We start from the raw sequence: 13,922 nt of genomic DNA, 5'->3' as shown, positions 1-13,922 counted from the left end.
ATAAAAAGTCATTTTCCACTAACACTAAGTTAACATAAATTTAATCACCAATCAGCGCATTGGTTACATATTGTGCTGCTGGCCCGCCTGATGGCGGAATAAAACGCTCTCAGAATCGTTTCCTTTGTACCCCAACAGACCCTCAGGCTGCGGCCAATAATGAAAAAGAGGGAGGATATTTTCTGAGCAGGCCCCCATACACCACCTGACCATCATGGTCGGATTGATTGGCATTAAGGAGTGTTATGAGTGACTCAACGCTCGCAGGCAATACGCCTGTCAGGCGAAATATCACGCGAAAAAACGTTATTACCGGTCTGTTATTGCTGCTGTTCGTGTTGATTGCGCTGTGGTGCCACGGTCGACCGGGCAGCGAGCTTGGCCTGCTGGGATTTACGCCGCTGGTGGCGTTAGCGATATTATCGCTGATCGGCGTCGATATAGTGCTGGCGGTCATCTCCTCGATTATTATCGCCATGATCATGACCTCGACCGGTCTGCCGGAAATGGGCGCGATGCTGGCGAAGTCCACCGGGTCATTTATTGCCACCGTCGGGCTTATCATTATGCTCGGCGCCGGCGTGGGGGAAGTGGCCACCCGCACCGGCGCGGCGGTTGAACTGGTGAAATTCGTGGTCCACCGTATTGGGCTGTCGAGCCAGACGCGGGTCAAGTTCGGCATTGTGGTGTCATCGATTTTAATTTGCGGTTCGCTGGGCACCATGGCCGGCGGCAATGCGATTATTGTCGCAGTGATTATCCCCGTAGCGGCGGCGGTACGCTTAACGCCGCCGACGGTAGCTGCGCTGATGATGACCGCCGGTTCCGTTGGACTCTTTACCGGGCCCTTCACCCCCAGCACCGTGACGATCCTCAGCCTCGGCGGTCTGAGCTATCCGGATTATCTGCTGTATGTCGGCCTGCCGATGAGCGCCGTCACCCTGTTAGCCGGCTGGATCATGGCCGGACGGATCCAGAAGATGACCGAAGGCAAACTGCGCTATGAGGTCGATCTCTCGGAAAAGCCGCAAGAGGACCTTAGCGCCGCGCAGCAGCGCCGGCGTAAATTAAGCGCGCTGGCTTTCGCCGCGACCATCATCGTGATGGCGGTGGTTGGGGTGGTGATTAAAGCCGGCTTCAGCTTTGCGATTATCGTCATGCTGCTGGTGGCGCTGATGACCGGGCTGGTGGGCGGCCTGCGGCCGACGCAGATCCTGCAGGCGCTGTATCACGGCTGCGGTCGTCTGGTGTGGATGTTTATTCTCTACTGGCTGTATAACCCGATCCTTGAGCTGATGGATGGCCTGCACGCCTATCAGGGGCTGCTGGAGTATACTCAGCCGCTGCTGGAAGGGATCTCCCCGGCCTGGCTGTGCTTTAGCATCTTCGCGTTCAATATTATCGGCCATGTGCCCGGCGCGGCGGTAGCCCAGATGACCTTTACGCATAAAATCTTTGGCCCGATGCTGATGGCCGCCGGCGTGCCGCCGCAGGGGACCACCGCGGTGCTGCTGGCCTCGTCTCAGGTGGACTGGTTCGGGCCGTTTCCCTCATCGGACATGTTCGGCCAGATGGGGCTGGCGCAGTCTACACATCTGAAGTATATGCTCTATAACGGCTGGGCAATCGTGGTGGCGAACATCATTCTCTTCGCGCTGCTGTTTCAGATTCTGGTGTAAAGCGGGATGGTCGACGGGGGGAGGGTCCTCCGCGTCGACCTTTGGTCGTGAGGTTTTCCTTTTCTCACCGCGACACCCACCGTAAAATCAGCCTCTTGTTCCCACTGCGTAATGGAATCTATGCTGACTCTCGCCCATCTTCAACAGCGCCGCAGCCGGCGTTGGCTCCTTAGTTTAACGCTGTTGCTGCTGGTCACCCTGCTGATCAGCCTGTGCGCGGGGGATCAATGGATCCCGCCCGGCGAGTGGCTCAGCGCCAAAGGTCAGCTGTTTATCTGGCAGATCCGCCTGCCGCGGACCCTTGCGGTGCTGCTGGTGGGGGCGGCGCTGGCGCTCTCCGGGGCGATAATGCAGGCGCTGTTTGAAAATCCGCTGGCGGAACCGGGTCTGCTGGGCGTCTCCAACGGCGCGGGGGTCGGGCTGATTGCCGCCGTCCTGCTGGGTAAAGGCCTGTTACCGGGTTGGGCGCTCGGGCTGTGTGCGATCCTGGGCGCGCTGCTGATCACCTTTATTCTGCTGCGTTTTGCCCGCCGCCATCTTTCCACCAGCCGCCTGCTGCTGGCGGGGGTAGCGCTGGGGATCATCTGCAGCGCCCTGATGACCTGGGCGGTCTATTTCTCCACCTCTTTTGACCTGCGTCAGCTGATGTACTGGATGATGGGCGGGTTTGGCGGCGTCGACTGGCAGCAGCTGTGGCTGATGATAGCCCTCCTGCCAGCGCTCTGCTGGGTCTGTCTGCAGTCGCAACCCCTGAATTTACTGGCGCTGGGCGAAGTCTCCGCCCGTCAGCTCGGCCTGCCGCTGTGGCTGTGGCGTAAGCTGCTGGTGGTGGCGACCGGCTGGATGGTCGGCGTTAGCGTGGCGCTGGCGGGGGCGATTGGCTTTATCGGCCTGGTGATCCCACACATTCTGCGGCTATGCGGCTTGAGCGATCACCGGGTCTTGCTCCCGGCCTGCATGCTGGCAGGGGCAAGCGCCTTGCTGGGGGCGGATATTATCGCCCGGCTGGCGCTTTCCGCCGCTGAGCTGCCGATTGGCGTGGTGACGGCGACGCTGGGCGCGCCGGTCTTTATCTGGTTGCTGCTGCGCTCGCGGTGACGGGAATAGCGCGACGCCGTCTGCAGGGACGGCGCCGGCTCGGGCTTACCAGCCTTTGATCGCGTCGCCTTTGTAGACTTCCTTCGCTTTTTCCGCGACTTCACTGGTCTGGAAGGCGGCTTTCAGTTCCTGAATTTTCTTGCTGTCCTTGTTATCCTCGCGGGCGACAATCGCATTCACGTAAGGGGAATCTGGTCCCTCCATGAACAGGCCGTCGCGGGCGGCCGACAGGCCCGCCTGGGCGGAGAAGTTGGTGTTAATGATTGACAGGCTGACGTTCGGGTCATCCAGGGTGCGGGTCAGCTGCGGGGTATCCACCTCCACAATCTTCAGCTGTTTCGGGTTGTCGATGATATCCAGCGTGGTGGGTAAATAGCCGACGCCCGGTTTCAGCTTGAGCAGCCCCTGCGCCTGAAGCAGCAGCAGGCTGCGGCCCAGGGTAGTGGTTTCATTAGAGATGGTCACCGTCGCTCCCTCGGGGAGCTCGCTGATATTTTTGATGCGCTGTGAATAGGCGGCGATAGGGAAGACAAAGGTTTTACCGACCACCGCGAATTTATAGCCGCGCTCTTTCGACTGCGCCTCAAGGTACGGCAGAGTCTGGAAGGCGTTGGCATCCACATCTTTGTTGTTCAGCGCTTCGTTAGGCAGCACATAATCATTGAAGGAGACCACTTCGACGTCGAGGTGATATTTATCCTTCGCCACTTGCTCCACCACTTTCCAGATGGCTTCGTCCGGCCCGGTGTTGATAGCGACTTTCACTTTATTATCTTCATCCGGAGAGCAGGCGCTCAGCAGGGCGACAGAGGCGGCGATTAACGCCAGGCTAAACAACTTCTTCATCAACAAAACTCTCTTAAATTAACAAGTAACGAAACCATATTACATTCATGGAACACTGTACACGTAAATAGGTGCCTGCCCAATTGAGAGGATTTCATGTTGCTGACGGGCAGCGAAGCGCTGTTACATCATGCGACAACTCGCGGGGATTGGCAGTAGAATGGCGGGCGCTGAATCCGCTACAGTAGATAGGGATCACCTTCACCGGAAACCGGTTTATCCATTGAGGACAGGCTATGCAACATGACATTCTGAATACCGAAGTGACGACCATTGATGGCGAGAAAACCACCCTGGCATCCTTTGCCGGCAAGGTACTGCTGATCGTCAATGTGGCCTCCAAATGCGGCCTGACGCCGCAGTATGAGCAACTGGAGGACCTGCAAAAGCAGTTTGCCGGCGAGGGCTTCAGCGTGCTGGGCTTCCCCTGCAACCAGTTCCTCGGCCAGGAGCCGGGGAGTGAAGAAGAGATTAAGACCTTCTGCAGCACCACCTACGGCGTCACCTTCCCGCTGTTCAGCAAGATTGACGTCAACGGCGAGCATCGCGCACCGCTCTATCAAAAGCTGGTTGCCGCCGCGCCGAAGGCGGTGGCCCCGGAAGGTAGCGGTTTTTATGAGCGGATGGCCAGCAAGGGCCGCGCGCCGCTGTACGTGGACGACATTCTGTGGAATTTCGAAAAATTCCTCATCGATCGCCAGGGCAACGTCATTCAGCGCTTCTCTCCGGATATGACGCCGGACGATCCGCAGCTGGTGGCGGCGATTAAAGGAGCGCTGGCGAAATAATGTCGTTTCTGATGCAGCTACAGGATGTAGAAGCGGCGGGGCGTCTGGCCCCGTTTTCTGCGGCCTTTCGCGCCGGGGAGATCGTCCACCTGGTGGGGCCGAACGGCGCAGGGAAGAGCACGCTGCTGGCCCGCATGGCGGGGCTGTCCGACGGCCCCGGCGCGATTCATTTTAACGGACGGTTGCTTGACGAGTGGCCGGCGACGGAGCTGGCGCGCCGCCGCGGATATCTGTGCCAGCAGCAGACCCCGCCGTTCGCCATGCCGGTGTGGCACTATCTGGCGCTGCACAGGCAGCAGCAGGGCGACAGCGCCCGGGTGAACGATATCGCGGCCAGGCTTGGCCTTGACAATAAGCTGGGCCGTCAGGTCAATCAGCTGTCGGGCGGCGAGTGGCAGCGCGTGCGGCTGGCGGCAGTGATCCTGCAGATCGATCCCTTAAGCAATCCCGCGGGTCAGCTGCTGCTGTTGGATGAGCCGATGAACAGTCTGGATGTGGCCCAGCAGGCGGCGCTGGATCGGCTGTTACGCGAGCTGAGCGCGGCGGGAATCGCGGTGGTGATGAGCAGTCACGATCTCAACCACACTTTGCGCCATGCCGGACAGAGCTGGCTGCTCTGCCAGGGGGAAGCCATCGCCTGCGGGGAGACCGCCGAGGTGCTGAACGAGGAAAATTTAACCGCTGCCTATGCGATCCCGTTCCAGCGCGTGGAGGTGGCCGGTCATATTATGCTCATCGCGTCACAGTAGCACGCAGTTATCTTGTCACTATATTGATAAACAAGCTAAATTATTGCGATAAAGAGACTAGGGACAGAGGGATCATCTGAAATGCGCTTCTGGTTCATGTTGGCGGCGGCGTTAATTTTAGCCGGCTGCAGCAGCCATCGGGCACCGCCGCCGAATCCTCGGCTGGCTGACTCCATTACGGTGGTGGCGAATCTGAACGAGCAGCTGCGCAGCTGGCGCGGCGCACCGTATCGCTACGGCGGCATGACGCCGCGCGGCGTCGACTGCTCCGGCTTTGTGGTGCGCACGTTTCGCGATAAATTTGCCCTCCAGCTGCCGCGCGAAACCCGCGAGCAGGCGGAAATCGGCACCCGTATTGATAAGCGCGATCTGCTGCCCGGCGATCTGGTGTTCTTCAAAACCGGCTCAGGCGAAAGCGGCCTGCACGTCGGCATCTACGATACCGATAACCAGTTTATTCATGCCTCCACCAGTCAGGGCGTCACCCGTTCCTCGCTGGATAACGTCTACTGGAACAAAAAATTCTGGCAGGCGCGGCGTATCTGACGTCATTCAGCGGCCGGAGGGAAGCGAGCGCTTCCCTTTTTTATGCCGATAACCCTGCACTCCGCCCGTGTTAATCCGCTGTTCCAGGCACTACACTGGAGAGAGGAGGAACCATGACCCTTTCTTTTACCACCCACTGGCGGGATGAGCTGCCGGACTTTTACACTTCCCTGTCACCGACGCCGCTCGATAACGCCCGACTCATCTGGCGCAACGCTCCGCTGGCGCAACAGCTGGGCGTCCCTGACGCGCTGTTTGCGCCGGAAAGCGGGGCCGGCGTCTGGGGCGGCGAAGCGCTGCTCCCGGGCATGTCGCCGCTGGCGCAGGTTTACAGTGGCCATCAGTTTGGCGCCTGGGCCGGCCAGCTGGGCGACGGACGCGGGATCCTGCTCGGTGAGCAGCAGCTGGCGGATGGCCGCCGTTACGACTGGCATCTGAAAGGCGCCGGCCTGACACCCTATTCACGGATGGGGGACGGCCGCGCCGTGCTGCGCTCGACGATCCGGGAAAGCCTGGCGTCGGAGGCGATGCACGCCCTGGGGATCCCGACGACGCGCGCCCTGGCGATGGTCACCAGCGATACCCCGGTCTACCGCGAGCGCGTGGAGCCTGGCGCGATGCTGATGCGGGTGGCCGAGAGCCATGTCCGCTTTGGTCATTTCGAACATTTTTACTATCGTCGCGAGCCGCAGATGGTTCAGCAGCTGGCCGATTATGTCATTCGTCACCACTGGCCGCAGCTGCAGGATGAAGCGGACAAGCACCTGTTATGGTTCCGTGACGTTGTCACGCGTACCGCGCAGACCATCGCCAGCTGGCAAACCGTGGGCTTTGCCCATGGGGTGATGAATACCGACAACATGTCGATTCTCGGTTTGACCATCGACTACGGGCCGTATGGCTTCCTTGACGATTTTCAGCCGGACTTTATCTGCAACCACTCCGATTACCAGGGGCGCTACAGTTTTGAAAACCAGCCGGCGGTGGGGCTGTGGAATCTGCAGCGTCTGGCCCAGTCGCTGTCGCCGTTTATCAGCGCCGAAGCGCTGAACGCGGCGCTGGATGAGTATCAGCACGCCTTGCTGACCGCCTATGGCCAGCGGATGCGCGACAAACTTGGCCTGTTCACTCAGCAGAAAGGGGATAACGATCTGCTCGACGGTCTGTTTGCCCTGATGATCCGCGAGAGAAGCGACTATACCCGAACGTTCCGCCTGCTGAGCCATAGCGAACAGCTCAGCGCGGCCACGCCGCTGCGCGACGAGTTTATCGACCGTGCGGCATTCGACAGCTGGTTCGCCGGCTATCGCGCGCGGCTTCGTGATGAACAGGTGGAGGATGCCCAGCGCCAGCAGCGGATGCAGGGCGTCAACCCGGCGCTGGTGTTACGTAACTGGCTGGCGCAGCGGGCGATCGAGCAGGCTGAGGCTGGCGATATGGGGGAGCTGGAGCGTCTGCATGCCGCGCTGGCCGATCCCTTCACCGATCGCGAGGACGACTACGTCCGCCGGCCGCCGGACTGGGGGAAACGTCTGGAAGTCAGCTGCTCGAGCTAACTCGCCTCGCCCCGCGCGCTGCGGGGCGATTATTTGGTCAGGATCAACTTCCCGGCGTGGGTCTGGCGCAACAGATAGCGCTGGCCGCCATGCTCAATGACTATCCGTCCTTCGCTGCCTAACAGAACCCGACTGCTGATCTGTCTGTCCGTCGCCACGGGATAGGGGGCATTGTCTTTTGGTTTTTCAGCTGTGGCAGTGTTATCCATACGCGTCATAGCTCTCAAAATAAAAATCAAAGCAACAATGATAATCATTATCAATAATGTTGTTTTTGACGGCAAGCGTTATTTATCGTGTTACCGAATTTGGTAGGGGAATGGCAGAAGGGGATCGCCCACCGCAGGCGCGGCGGGCGGAGCGGTCACAGACGGGTGGCCGTGGCGGCCGCCAGTTCGCTCAATAAACGTTCGCTGTCTTCCCAGCTCAGGCAGGGATCGGTGATCGACTGGCCCCAGGCCAGCGGCTGGCCGGGAACCACTTTCTGGGTCCCTTCCTGCAGGAAGCTCTCCGCCATAATGCCGGCGATGGCGGTAGAGCCCGCGCGAATTTGCTGACAGATATCGGCGCACACCTCCAGCTGACGGCGATGCTGCTTCTGGCAGTTGCCATGGCTGAAGTCGACCACCAGCTGCTCCGGCAGATTGAATTCACGCAGCGCTTCGCCGGCGGCGGCGATATCCTCGGCGTGATAGTTCGGCCGTTTGCCGCCGCGCATAATGATATGCCCGTACGGGTTGCCGCTGGTCTGGTAAATCGTCATCTGCCCCTGCTTGTCCGGAGAGAGGAACATATGGCTGGCGCGGGAGGCGCGGATGGCGTCTACGGCGATGCGCGTATTGCCGTCGGTACCGTTTTTAAACCCGACCGGGCAGGAGAGCGCCGAGGCCATTTCACGGTGGATCTGGCTTTCCGTGGTGCGCGCCCCGATGGCTCCCCAGCTGATGAGATCGGCGATAAACTGACCGGTCACCATATCGAGAAACTCGGTGGCCGTCGGCACCCCCAGCTCATTAACCTGCAGCAGCAGGCGCCGTGCCAGTTCAATACCGTGGTTGACCCGATAGCTGCCGTTGAGGTCCGGATCGGAGATTAAGCCTTTCCAGCCCACCACGGTACGGGGTTTTTCGAAGTAGGTGCGCATCACGATCTCCAGCTGCGGCTGGTAGCGCTCGCGCATGGTCTGCAGGCGGCGGGCATACTCCATCGCCGCGTCGGTGTCGTGAATGGAGCAGGGGCCGATAATCACCAGCAGGCGGCGGTCTTCGCCGTTGAGGATTTTTTCAATGCGGCGACGGGAGGCCGAGACGTGGGCGGCCACGTCGGCGGTGACGGGATGGCGCTGGGCCAGCTCCGCGGGCGTTACCAGGCTTTCAATACGCGCGGTACGCAATTCGTCTGTTTTATTCATTGGGGTCTCAAAAATCTGTTTCTTCGCCAGCGAAAATGCCGGGAAGTGATGCGCATCACGATAAACCAATCCCTGCTTATTGCAAGAGCAGGGCATGATCCTGTATAGGCCACGGGTGATAGCATAAACAAATTTTTAATAATGTACTAGTGTATTAGTACATCCTGCGATTCAGTCCCATGATGTCCATGATTTTTGTCGCTAGTTCCTCAACGGAATAGTTGGTGCTGTTCAGGCAGGGGATTTTATTCTTACGATACAGCGCCTCCACTTCGGTCACTTCCATCCGACACTGGCGCAGCGAAGCGTAGCGGCTGTTCTCCCGGCGCTCCTCGCGGATCGCCGCCAGACGCTCCGGGTTGATGGTCAGGCCGAACATCTTATGCTGCAGGGGTTTCAGCGACGCCGGCAGAACCAGATTGTCCATATCGTCGGCGATAAACGGATAGTTGGCGGCGCGAATGCCGTACTGCATAGCGAGGTACAGACTGGTGGGCGTCTTGCCGCAGCGCGACACGCCGAGGAGGATCACCTGCGCCTGGTCAAGGTTGCGCAGCGAGATGCCATCGTCATGGGCGAGGGTGTAATCGATGGCGGCGATGCGCGCATCGTATTTGATCAGGTTCCCGGGGTTCAGGCCGTGGGTGCGGTGGGCCACTGGCGTCGGGTCGAGGTTGAGCTCCTGCTGCAGCGGGGCCACCAGCGCCTGAACGATATCCTGACAAAAGCCCTCGCTTTGCAGAATGATATCGCGGATCTCCGGAATAACGATGGAATAGAACACCAGCGGGCGGATGCCCGTTTGCTGATAAATGGCGTCGATCTGCTCTTTCACCGCCCGCGCGCGACTGATATTTTCCACAAACGGCAGGGTCACGCTGCTGATGGCGACCGGGAATTGCGACATGACGGCATGCCCCAGCACCTCCGCCGTAATGGCGGTACCGTCAGAAATATAAAATACGTGGCGATCTACAGCACTTTCCATTTTGACCATCCGGTATAATGAGTTTAATTGCCTGAAAGCGGATATTAAATTTAAGCATATCCCTGTTTGATTTGTCTCTTCTTAAAATTGAAACGCTATTTTTGTTTTTTATGAAAAGGGTGGTTCATTTTCTTTTTTTTGCCGTAATTTCCAGCGTTTTTCGTCATAATTCCTAAAAATCATTGAGTTATCTATATCGGGGGAACAGTCCGAAAAAAGAAAAAATAATTTGCTTGAACGATTCACCGTTTTTTTCAGCACCATAAATATGTCAGGATAATCTTGCAGTCGATCGTGAAATTTTTTTCACTGGTATTAAATCACAAAAGGATTGTCTCGATGTCCAACAATGGCTCGTCACCGCTGGTGCTTTGGTATAACCAACTCGGCATGAATGATGTAGACAGAGTTGGGGGCAAAAATGCCTCCCTTGGTGAAATGATTACGAATCTGTCCGGTATGGGTGTGTCCGTACCTAACGGGTTTGCCACCACCGCTGATGCTTTCAATCAGTTCCTGGACCAAAGCGGTGTTAACCAGCGCATTTATGCGCTGCTGGATGAAACCGACATTGACGACGTTTCCGCATTAGCGAAAGCGGGCGCGCAGATCCGACAGTGGATCATCGATACCCCCTTCCAGAGCGAACTGGAAAACGCGATTCGCGATGCTTATGACCTGCTGTCCGCCGATGACGCCGAGGCCTCATTCGCCGTGCGCTCTTCCGCCACCGCGGAAGATATGCCGGACGCCTCCTTCGCCGGGCAGCAAGAGACATTCCTCAACGTGCAGGGCTTTGACGCCGTGCTCGTTGCCGTGAAGCACGTGTTTGCTTCACTGTTTAACGATCGCGCGATCTCCTATCGCGTGCATCAGGGTTACGATCACCGCGGCGTGGCGCTCTCCGCCGGGGTGCAGAGGATGGTCCGCTCCGATCTGGCCTCCTCCGGCGTCATGTTCTCCATCGATACCGAATCCGGCTTTGACCAGGTGGTGTTTATCACCTCGGCGTGGGGTTTGGGCGAGATGGTGGTGCAGGGCGCGGTGAACCCGGACGAATTCTACGTCCACAAACCGACGCTGGCCGCTGGCCGCCCGGCGATCGTGCGCCGCACCATGGGGTCGAAAAAGATCCGCATGGTTTACGCGCCGACTCAAGAGCACGGCAAGCAGGTGCGTATCGAAGATGTGCCGCAGGCGCAGCGCGATATCTTCTCGTTAACCAACGAGGAGGTGCAGGAGCTGGCGAAGCAGGCGGTGCAGATCGAGAAGCACTACGGCCGTCCGATGGATATCGAGTGGGCGAAAGATGGCCACACCGGTAAGCTGTTTATCGTCCAGGCGCGTCCGGAAACCGTGCGTTCCCGCGGCCAGGTGATGGAGCGTTATACCCTCCACGCTCAGGGGCAGATCATCGCCGAAGGGCGCGCCATCGGCCACCGAATTGGCGCCGGTCCGGTGAAGGTGATCCACGATATCAGCGAGATGAACCGCATTGAGCCAGGCGATGTGCTGGTTACCGATATGACCGACCCGGACTGGGAACCGATCATGAAGAAAGCCTCGGCGATCGTCACCAACCGCGGCGGACGTACCTGCCACGCGGCGATCATCGCTCGTGAGCTGGGTATTCCGGCGGTGGTCGGCTGCGGCGATGCCACCGATCGCATTCAGGAAAACCAGAATGTGACCGTCTCCTGCGCCGAAGGCGACACCGGCTATGTCTACGCCGAGCTGCTGGACTTTAGCGTCAAGAGCTCCAGCGTCGGCGACATGCCGGATCTGCCGCTGAAGGTGATGATGAACGTCGGCAACCCGGATCGCGCCTTCGACTTCGCCTGCCTGCCGAACGAAGGCGTGGGTCTGGCGCGGCTGGAATTTATCATCAACCGCATGATTGGCGTTCACCCGCGCGCGCTGCTGGAGTTTGACGACCAGGAGCCGGGCCTGCAGAACGAAATCCGCGAGCTGATGAAAGGCTACGATTCGCCGAGAGAGTTCTACGTTGGCCGCCTGACCGAAGGGATCGCCACCCTTGGCGCCGCTTTCTATCCGAAACGGGTGATTGTGCGCCTCTCTGACTTCAAGTCGAACGAATACGCCAACCTGGTGGGCGGCGAGCGCTATGAGCCGGAAGAAGAGAACCCAATGCTCGGCTTCCGCGGCGCCGGACGCTACGTTTCCGAAAGCTTCCGCGACTGCTTCGCGCTGGAATGTGAAGCGATGAAGCGCGTGCGTAACGACATGGGGCTGACCAACGTCGAAGTGATGGTGCCGTTCGTCCGTACCGTCGCCCAGGCGAAAGCGGTGGTCGAAGAGCTGGAGCGTCAGGGGCTGAAGCGCGGCGAGAACGGGCTGAAGATCATCATGATGTGCGAGATCCCGTCGAACGCGTTGCTGGCCGAGCAGTTCCTCGAGTACTTCGACGGCTTCTCCATCGGCTCGAACGACATGACCCAGCTGGCGCTCGGTCTGGACCGCGACTCCGGCGTGGTCTCTGAGCTGTTTGATGAACGCAACGACGCGGTGAAAGCGCTGCTGTCGATGGCGATCCGCGCGGCGAAGCAGCAGGGTAAATACGTCGGCATCTGCGGCCAGGGGCCGTCTGACCATGAAGATTTCGCCGCCTGGCTGATGGAGGAGGGGATTGATAGCCTGTCCCTCAACCCGGATACCGTGGTGCAAACCTGGTTAGGTCTGGCGGAACTGAATAAATAAGTTCGCCCTGACAGTACAGATCCCCGGCAGCGATGCCGGGGATTTTTTTTGCCGGTGTCAGGCCGCCCGGCGTCGCGATGCGCAGGACAAAAAAAAGCCCATCGTGGGAGATGGGCAAAGACTACACACAGCAATTCGTTGTTTCACTCAGGGGATTTCCATGCTTATAAATCAAGGTGTTGATTTATAACCGTGAGCTAATAGTAGGCAGCGGGGCCTTTGCCGTCGATCAGATTCCTCTCAATAGTTAAATTGTTGTGAAGGACCGGGAGGGTAAAAGCGGGTGCGGGGCGTACAAGGCTGGCGTTTTGCCGCCGATCAATAAATTTTGCTTAACAATTGTCCAGGGGGGAGACAGGCGGGTCCCCCCGCCTGACAGGGCATTACTTGCGCCCGGCCTCCAGCTCGCTGAGCTCTTCGAGCACGACATCGGGGTCTTTCGGCGGCGGCGGCACTTCGTGCACCCAGGCGTCATACAGGCGCCAGGAGACGGCCAGCAGCACCGGACCGATAAACAGGCCGATCATGCCGAAGGCGATCAGGCCGCCAATGACGCCGGTAAGAATGAGGATCATCGGCAGGTCGGCGCCCATACGGATAAGCACAGGGCGGATAACGTTGTCCATGGTGCCGACCACGCAGCTCCACACCAGCAGCACGGTGCCCCAGGTGGTGTCCCCGCTCCAGTAAAGCCAGATAATCGACGGCACCAGAACCAGCAAAGGCCCGAGCTGGACCAGACAGGTAAAGATCATCACCACGGTCAGCAGGGCGGCGTAGGGCACGCCGGAGATGGCAAGGCCGATCCCGCCCAGCACCGCCTGAGTGAGGGCCGTCACCACCACGCCCAGCGCCACGGCGCGCACGGCCTGGCCGGCCAGCAGCACGGCGGCGTCACCGCGTTTAGCCGCCAGGCGCGTGGCGAAATAGCGAAAACCGTAGGCCACCTGCTCGCCGCGCCAGTAAAGCAGCGCGCTGAACAACAGCATCAGGCCGCAGTAGACCAGCAGCTTGCCGATGTGCGCCGCCTGACCGACAAACCAGCTGGTGGTGGTGCCAATGTAGGGGCGAACCTTGGCCATAATCGCCGAGCCGCCCATATCCAGCAGGCCATGCCAGGCGGCGTAGAGTTTATCGCCGACCAGCGGCACGCTGTTGAGCCAGGCGAAATCCGGCAGCGTCACATTTCCGCTGCTGATGAGTTTGATCAGCGGAACGCTGTTATCCACCAGGCTGTTGACCAGCAGAGCGATAGGAATCACGAATAGCAAAAACAGCAGCAGGGTCATCGCCAGCACCGCCAGCATCCGTTTGCCGAACAGCACGCGCTGCAGACGCAGCAGCACCGGCCAGGTGGCGATCACCACGGTGCCGGCCCAGGCGAAGGACAGAATAAACGGCTGCACAACCCACAGGCAGGATATGATAATCAGGGCCAGGAACAGCACCGACAGCAGTATTTGCGGTATGTCCCGAGGCTGATGGGGGTTAATCATAGAGAATTTTTACCTTTCCAGTCGCGCCAAAAAGCTGGCGCTGCGTA

General features: G+C 59.2%; 12 protein-coding genes, 1 other RNA gene and 1 pseudogene. 7 read left to right on the top strand and 7 right to left on the bottom strand.

The genetic code is table 11. The features are described from left to right. Nucleotides 1–245 precede the first annotated feature (245 nt). Together ABLU95_RS00340 and btuC are read left to right on the top strand one after the other, a co-directional pair. A complete protein-coding gene (locus ABLU95_RS00340) occupies nt 246–1,679 on the top strand; it encodes a H+/gluconate symporter (RefSeq protein ID WP_023290109.1) in 1,434 nt (477 codons plus the stop codon). Nucleotides 1,680–1,799: 120 nt separating this feature from the next. Then, nucleotides 1,800–2,777 carry a vitamin B12 ABC transporter permease BtuC gene (gene btuC, locus ABLU95_RS00335; RefSeq protein WP_065881301.1) on the top strand — a complete coding sequence of 326 codons (978 nt, stop codon included), beginning with the start codon at nt 1,800–1,802 and terminating at the stop codon, nt 2,775–2,777. Between the two features lie 45 nt (nt 2,778–2,822). Here the strand turns inward: btuC and ABLU95_RS00330 are convergent, their stop codons facing one another. Continuing rightward, nucleotides 2,823–3,623 carry a MetQ/NlpA family lipoprotein gene (locus ABLU95_RS00330; RefSeq protein ID WP_348878579.1) on the bottom strand — a complete coding sequence of 267 codons (801 nt, stop codon included), beginning with the start codon at nt 3,621–3,623 and terminating at the stop codon, nt 2,823–2,825. A 236-nt stretch (nt 3,624–3,859) separates the two neighbouring features. Here ABLU95_RS00330 and ABLU95_RS00325 point away from each other — a divergent pair, with 236 nt between their 5' ends. The 4 genes from ABLU95_RS00325 to selO all read left to right on the top strand — a co-directional run bounded on the left by ABLU95_RS00325 (nt 3,860) and on the right by selO (nt 7,262). Next, entirely contained in the window at nt 3,860–4,411 is a 552-nt protein-coding gene (locus tag ABLU95_RS00325) for a glutathione peroxidase (RefSeq protein ID WP_072419983.1), read from the top strand. Continuing rightward, nucleotides 4,411–5,160 (top strand): vitamin B12 ABC transporter ATP-binding protein BtuD, encoded by a 750-nt coding sequence (gene btuD, locus ABLU95_RS00320; protein ID WP_023290105.1) that lies wholly within the window; start codon nt 4,411–4,413, stop codon nt 5,158–5,160. Before ABLU95_RS00325 ends, btuD begins: the two co-directional genes overlap by 1 nt. An 81-nt stretch (nt 5,161–5,241) precedes the next feature. Beyond that, complete coding sequence (locus ABLU95_RS00315) at nt 5,242–5,706, top strand: NlpC/P60 family protein (protein ID WP_002909082.1); 465 nt, start codon at nt 5,242–5,244, stop codon at nt 5,704–5,706. Nucleotides 5,707–5,819: 113 nt separating this feature from the next. Next, nucleotides 5,820–7,262 (top strand): protein adenylyltransferase SelO, encoded by a 1,443-nt coding sequence (selO, locus tag ABLU95_RS00310; RefSeq protein ID WP_348878576.1) that lies wholly within the window; start codon nt 5,820–5,822, stop codon nt 7,260–7,262. 29 nt (nt 7,263–7,291) lie between these two features. Here the strand turns inward: selO and hemP are convergent, their stop codons facing one another. From hemP to ABLU95_RS00290, 4 genes and pseudogenes are all read right to left on the bottom strand, one after another. After that, nucleotides 7,292–7,471: a hemin uptake protein HemP gene (hemP, locus tag ABLU95_RS00305; protein ID WP_085551113.1), complete on the bottom strand. Its 180-nt coding sequence runs from the start codon at nt 7,469–7,471 to the stop codon at nt 7,292–7,294. 155 nt (nt 7,472–7,626) lie between these two features. Then, the gene (aroH, locus tag ABLU95_RS00300) at nt 7,627–8,673 is read right to left on the bottom strand and encodes a 3-deoxy-7-phosphoheptulonate synthase AroH (RefSeq protein WP_032453261.1); all 1,047 of its coding nucleotides are present in this window, start codon (nt 8,671–8,673) and stop codon (nt 7,627–7,629) included. Nucleotides 8,674–8,827: 154 nt separating this feature from the next. After that, nucleotides 8,828–9,661 carry a pyruvate, water dikinase regulatory protein gene (locus tag ABLU95_RS00295; protein ID WP_348878573.1) on the bottom strand — a complete coding sequence of 278 codons (834 nt, stop codon included), beginning with the start codon at nt 9,659–9,661 and terminating at the stop codon, nt 8,828–8,830. Between the two features lie 147 nt (nt 9,662–9,808). Next, a pseudogene (locus ABLU95_RS00290) lies at nt 9,809–9,925 on the bottom strand (hypothetical protein); the annotation flags it as partial. Nucleotides 9,926–10,000: 75 nt separating this feature from the next. On the opposite strand from ABLU95_RS00290, the gene ppsA reads away from it, so the two are divergent. Continuing rightward, a complete protein-coding gene (gene ppsA, locus ABLU95_RS00285; RefSeq protein WP_004203115.1) occupies nt 10,001–12,379 on the top strand; it encodes a phosphoenolpyruvate synthase in 2,379 nt (792 codons plus the stop codon). Between the two features lie 86 nt (nt 12,380–12,465). On the opposite strand, the gene rprA is transcribed toward ppsA, so the two are convergent. Next, nucleotides 12,466–12,573, bottom strand: an RNA gene (rprA, locus tag ABLU95_RS00280) — antisense sRNA RprA. A 189-nt stretch (nt 12,574–12,762) separates the two neighbouring features. Then, complete coding sequence (ydiK, locus tag ABLU95_RS00275; protein ID WP_023290101.1) at nt 12,763–13,875, bottom strand: AI-2E family transporter YdiK; 1,113 nt, start codon at nt 13,873–13,875, stop codon at nt 12,763–12,765. Between the last annotated feature and the right edge of the window lie 47 nt (nt 13,876–13,922).

It is taken from the genome of Klebsiella sp. GG_Kp146, assembly GCF_040061975.1.
Taxonomy (GTDB): domain Bacteria; phylum Pseudomonadota; class Gammaproteobacteria; order Enterobacterales; family Enterobacteriaceae; genus Klebsiella; species Klebsiella quasipneumoniae.
Note: the sequence above shows the minus strand (reverse complement) of the source record. Positions and strands in the feature narration are given on the sequence as shown.

What these genes read in the sequence shown, in the direction of transcription:
- hemP (WP_085551113.1), bottom strand. Translation starts at nt 7,471, where the DNA reads ATGGATAACACTGCCACAGCTGAAAAACCAAAAGACAATGCCCCCTAT.
- ABLU95_RS00295 (WP_348878573.1), bottom strand. Translation starts at nt 9,661, where the DNA reads ATGGAAAGTGCTGTAGATCGCCACGTATTTTATATTTCTGACGGTACC.
- ABLU95_RS00340 (WP_023290109.1), top strand. Translation starts at nt 246, where the DNA reads ATGAGTGACTCAACGCTCGCAGGCAATACGCCTGTCAGGCGAAATATC.
- ABLU95_RS00330 (WP_348878579.1), bottom strand. Translation starts at nt 3,623, where the DNA reads ATGAAGAAGTTGTTTAGCCTGGCGTTAATCGCCGCCTCTGTCGCCCTG.
- selO (WP_348878576.1), top strand. Translation starts at nt 5,820, where the DNA reads ATGACCCTTTCTTTTACCACCCACTGGCGGGATGAGCTGCCGGACTTT.
- btuC (WP_065881301.1), top strand. Translation starts at nt 1,800, where the DNA reads ATGCTGACTCTCGCCCATCTTCAACAGCGCCGCAGCCGGCGTTGGCTC.
- ABLU95_RS00325 (WP_072419983.1), top strand. Translation starts at nt 3,860, where the DNA reads ATGCAACATGACATTCTGAATACCGAAGTGACGACCATTGATGGCGAG.
- ppsA (WP_004203115.1), top strand. Translation starts at nt 10,001, where the DNA reads ATGTCCAACAATGGCTCGTCACCGCTGGTGCTTTGGTATAACCAACTC.
- btuD (WP_023290105.1), top strand. Translation starts at nt 4,411, where the DNA reads ATGTCGTTTCTGATGCAGCTACAGGATGTAGAAGCGGCGGGGCGTCTG.
- ABLU95_RS00315 (WP_002909082.1), top strand. Translation starts at nt 5,242, where the DNA reads ATGCGCTTCTGGTTCATGTTGGCGGCGGCGTTAATTTTAGCCGGCTGC.
- aroH (WP_032453261.1), bottom strand. Translation starts at nt 8,673, where the DNA reads ATGAATAAAACAGACGAATTGCGTACCGCGCGTATTGAAAGCCTGGTA.
- ydiK (WP_023290101.1), bottom strand. Translation starts at nt 13,875, where the DNA reads ATGATTAACCCCCATCAGCCTCGGGACATACCGCAAATACTGCTGTCG.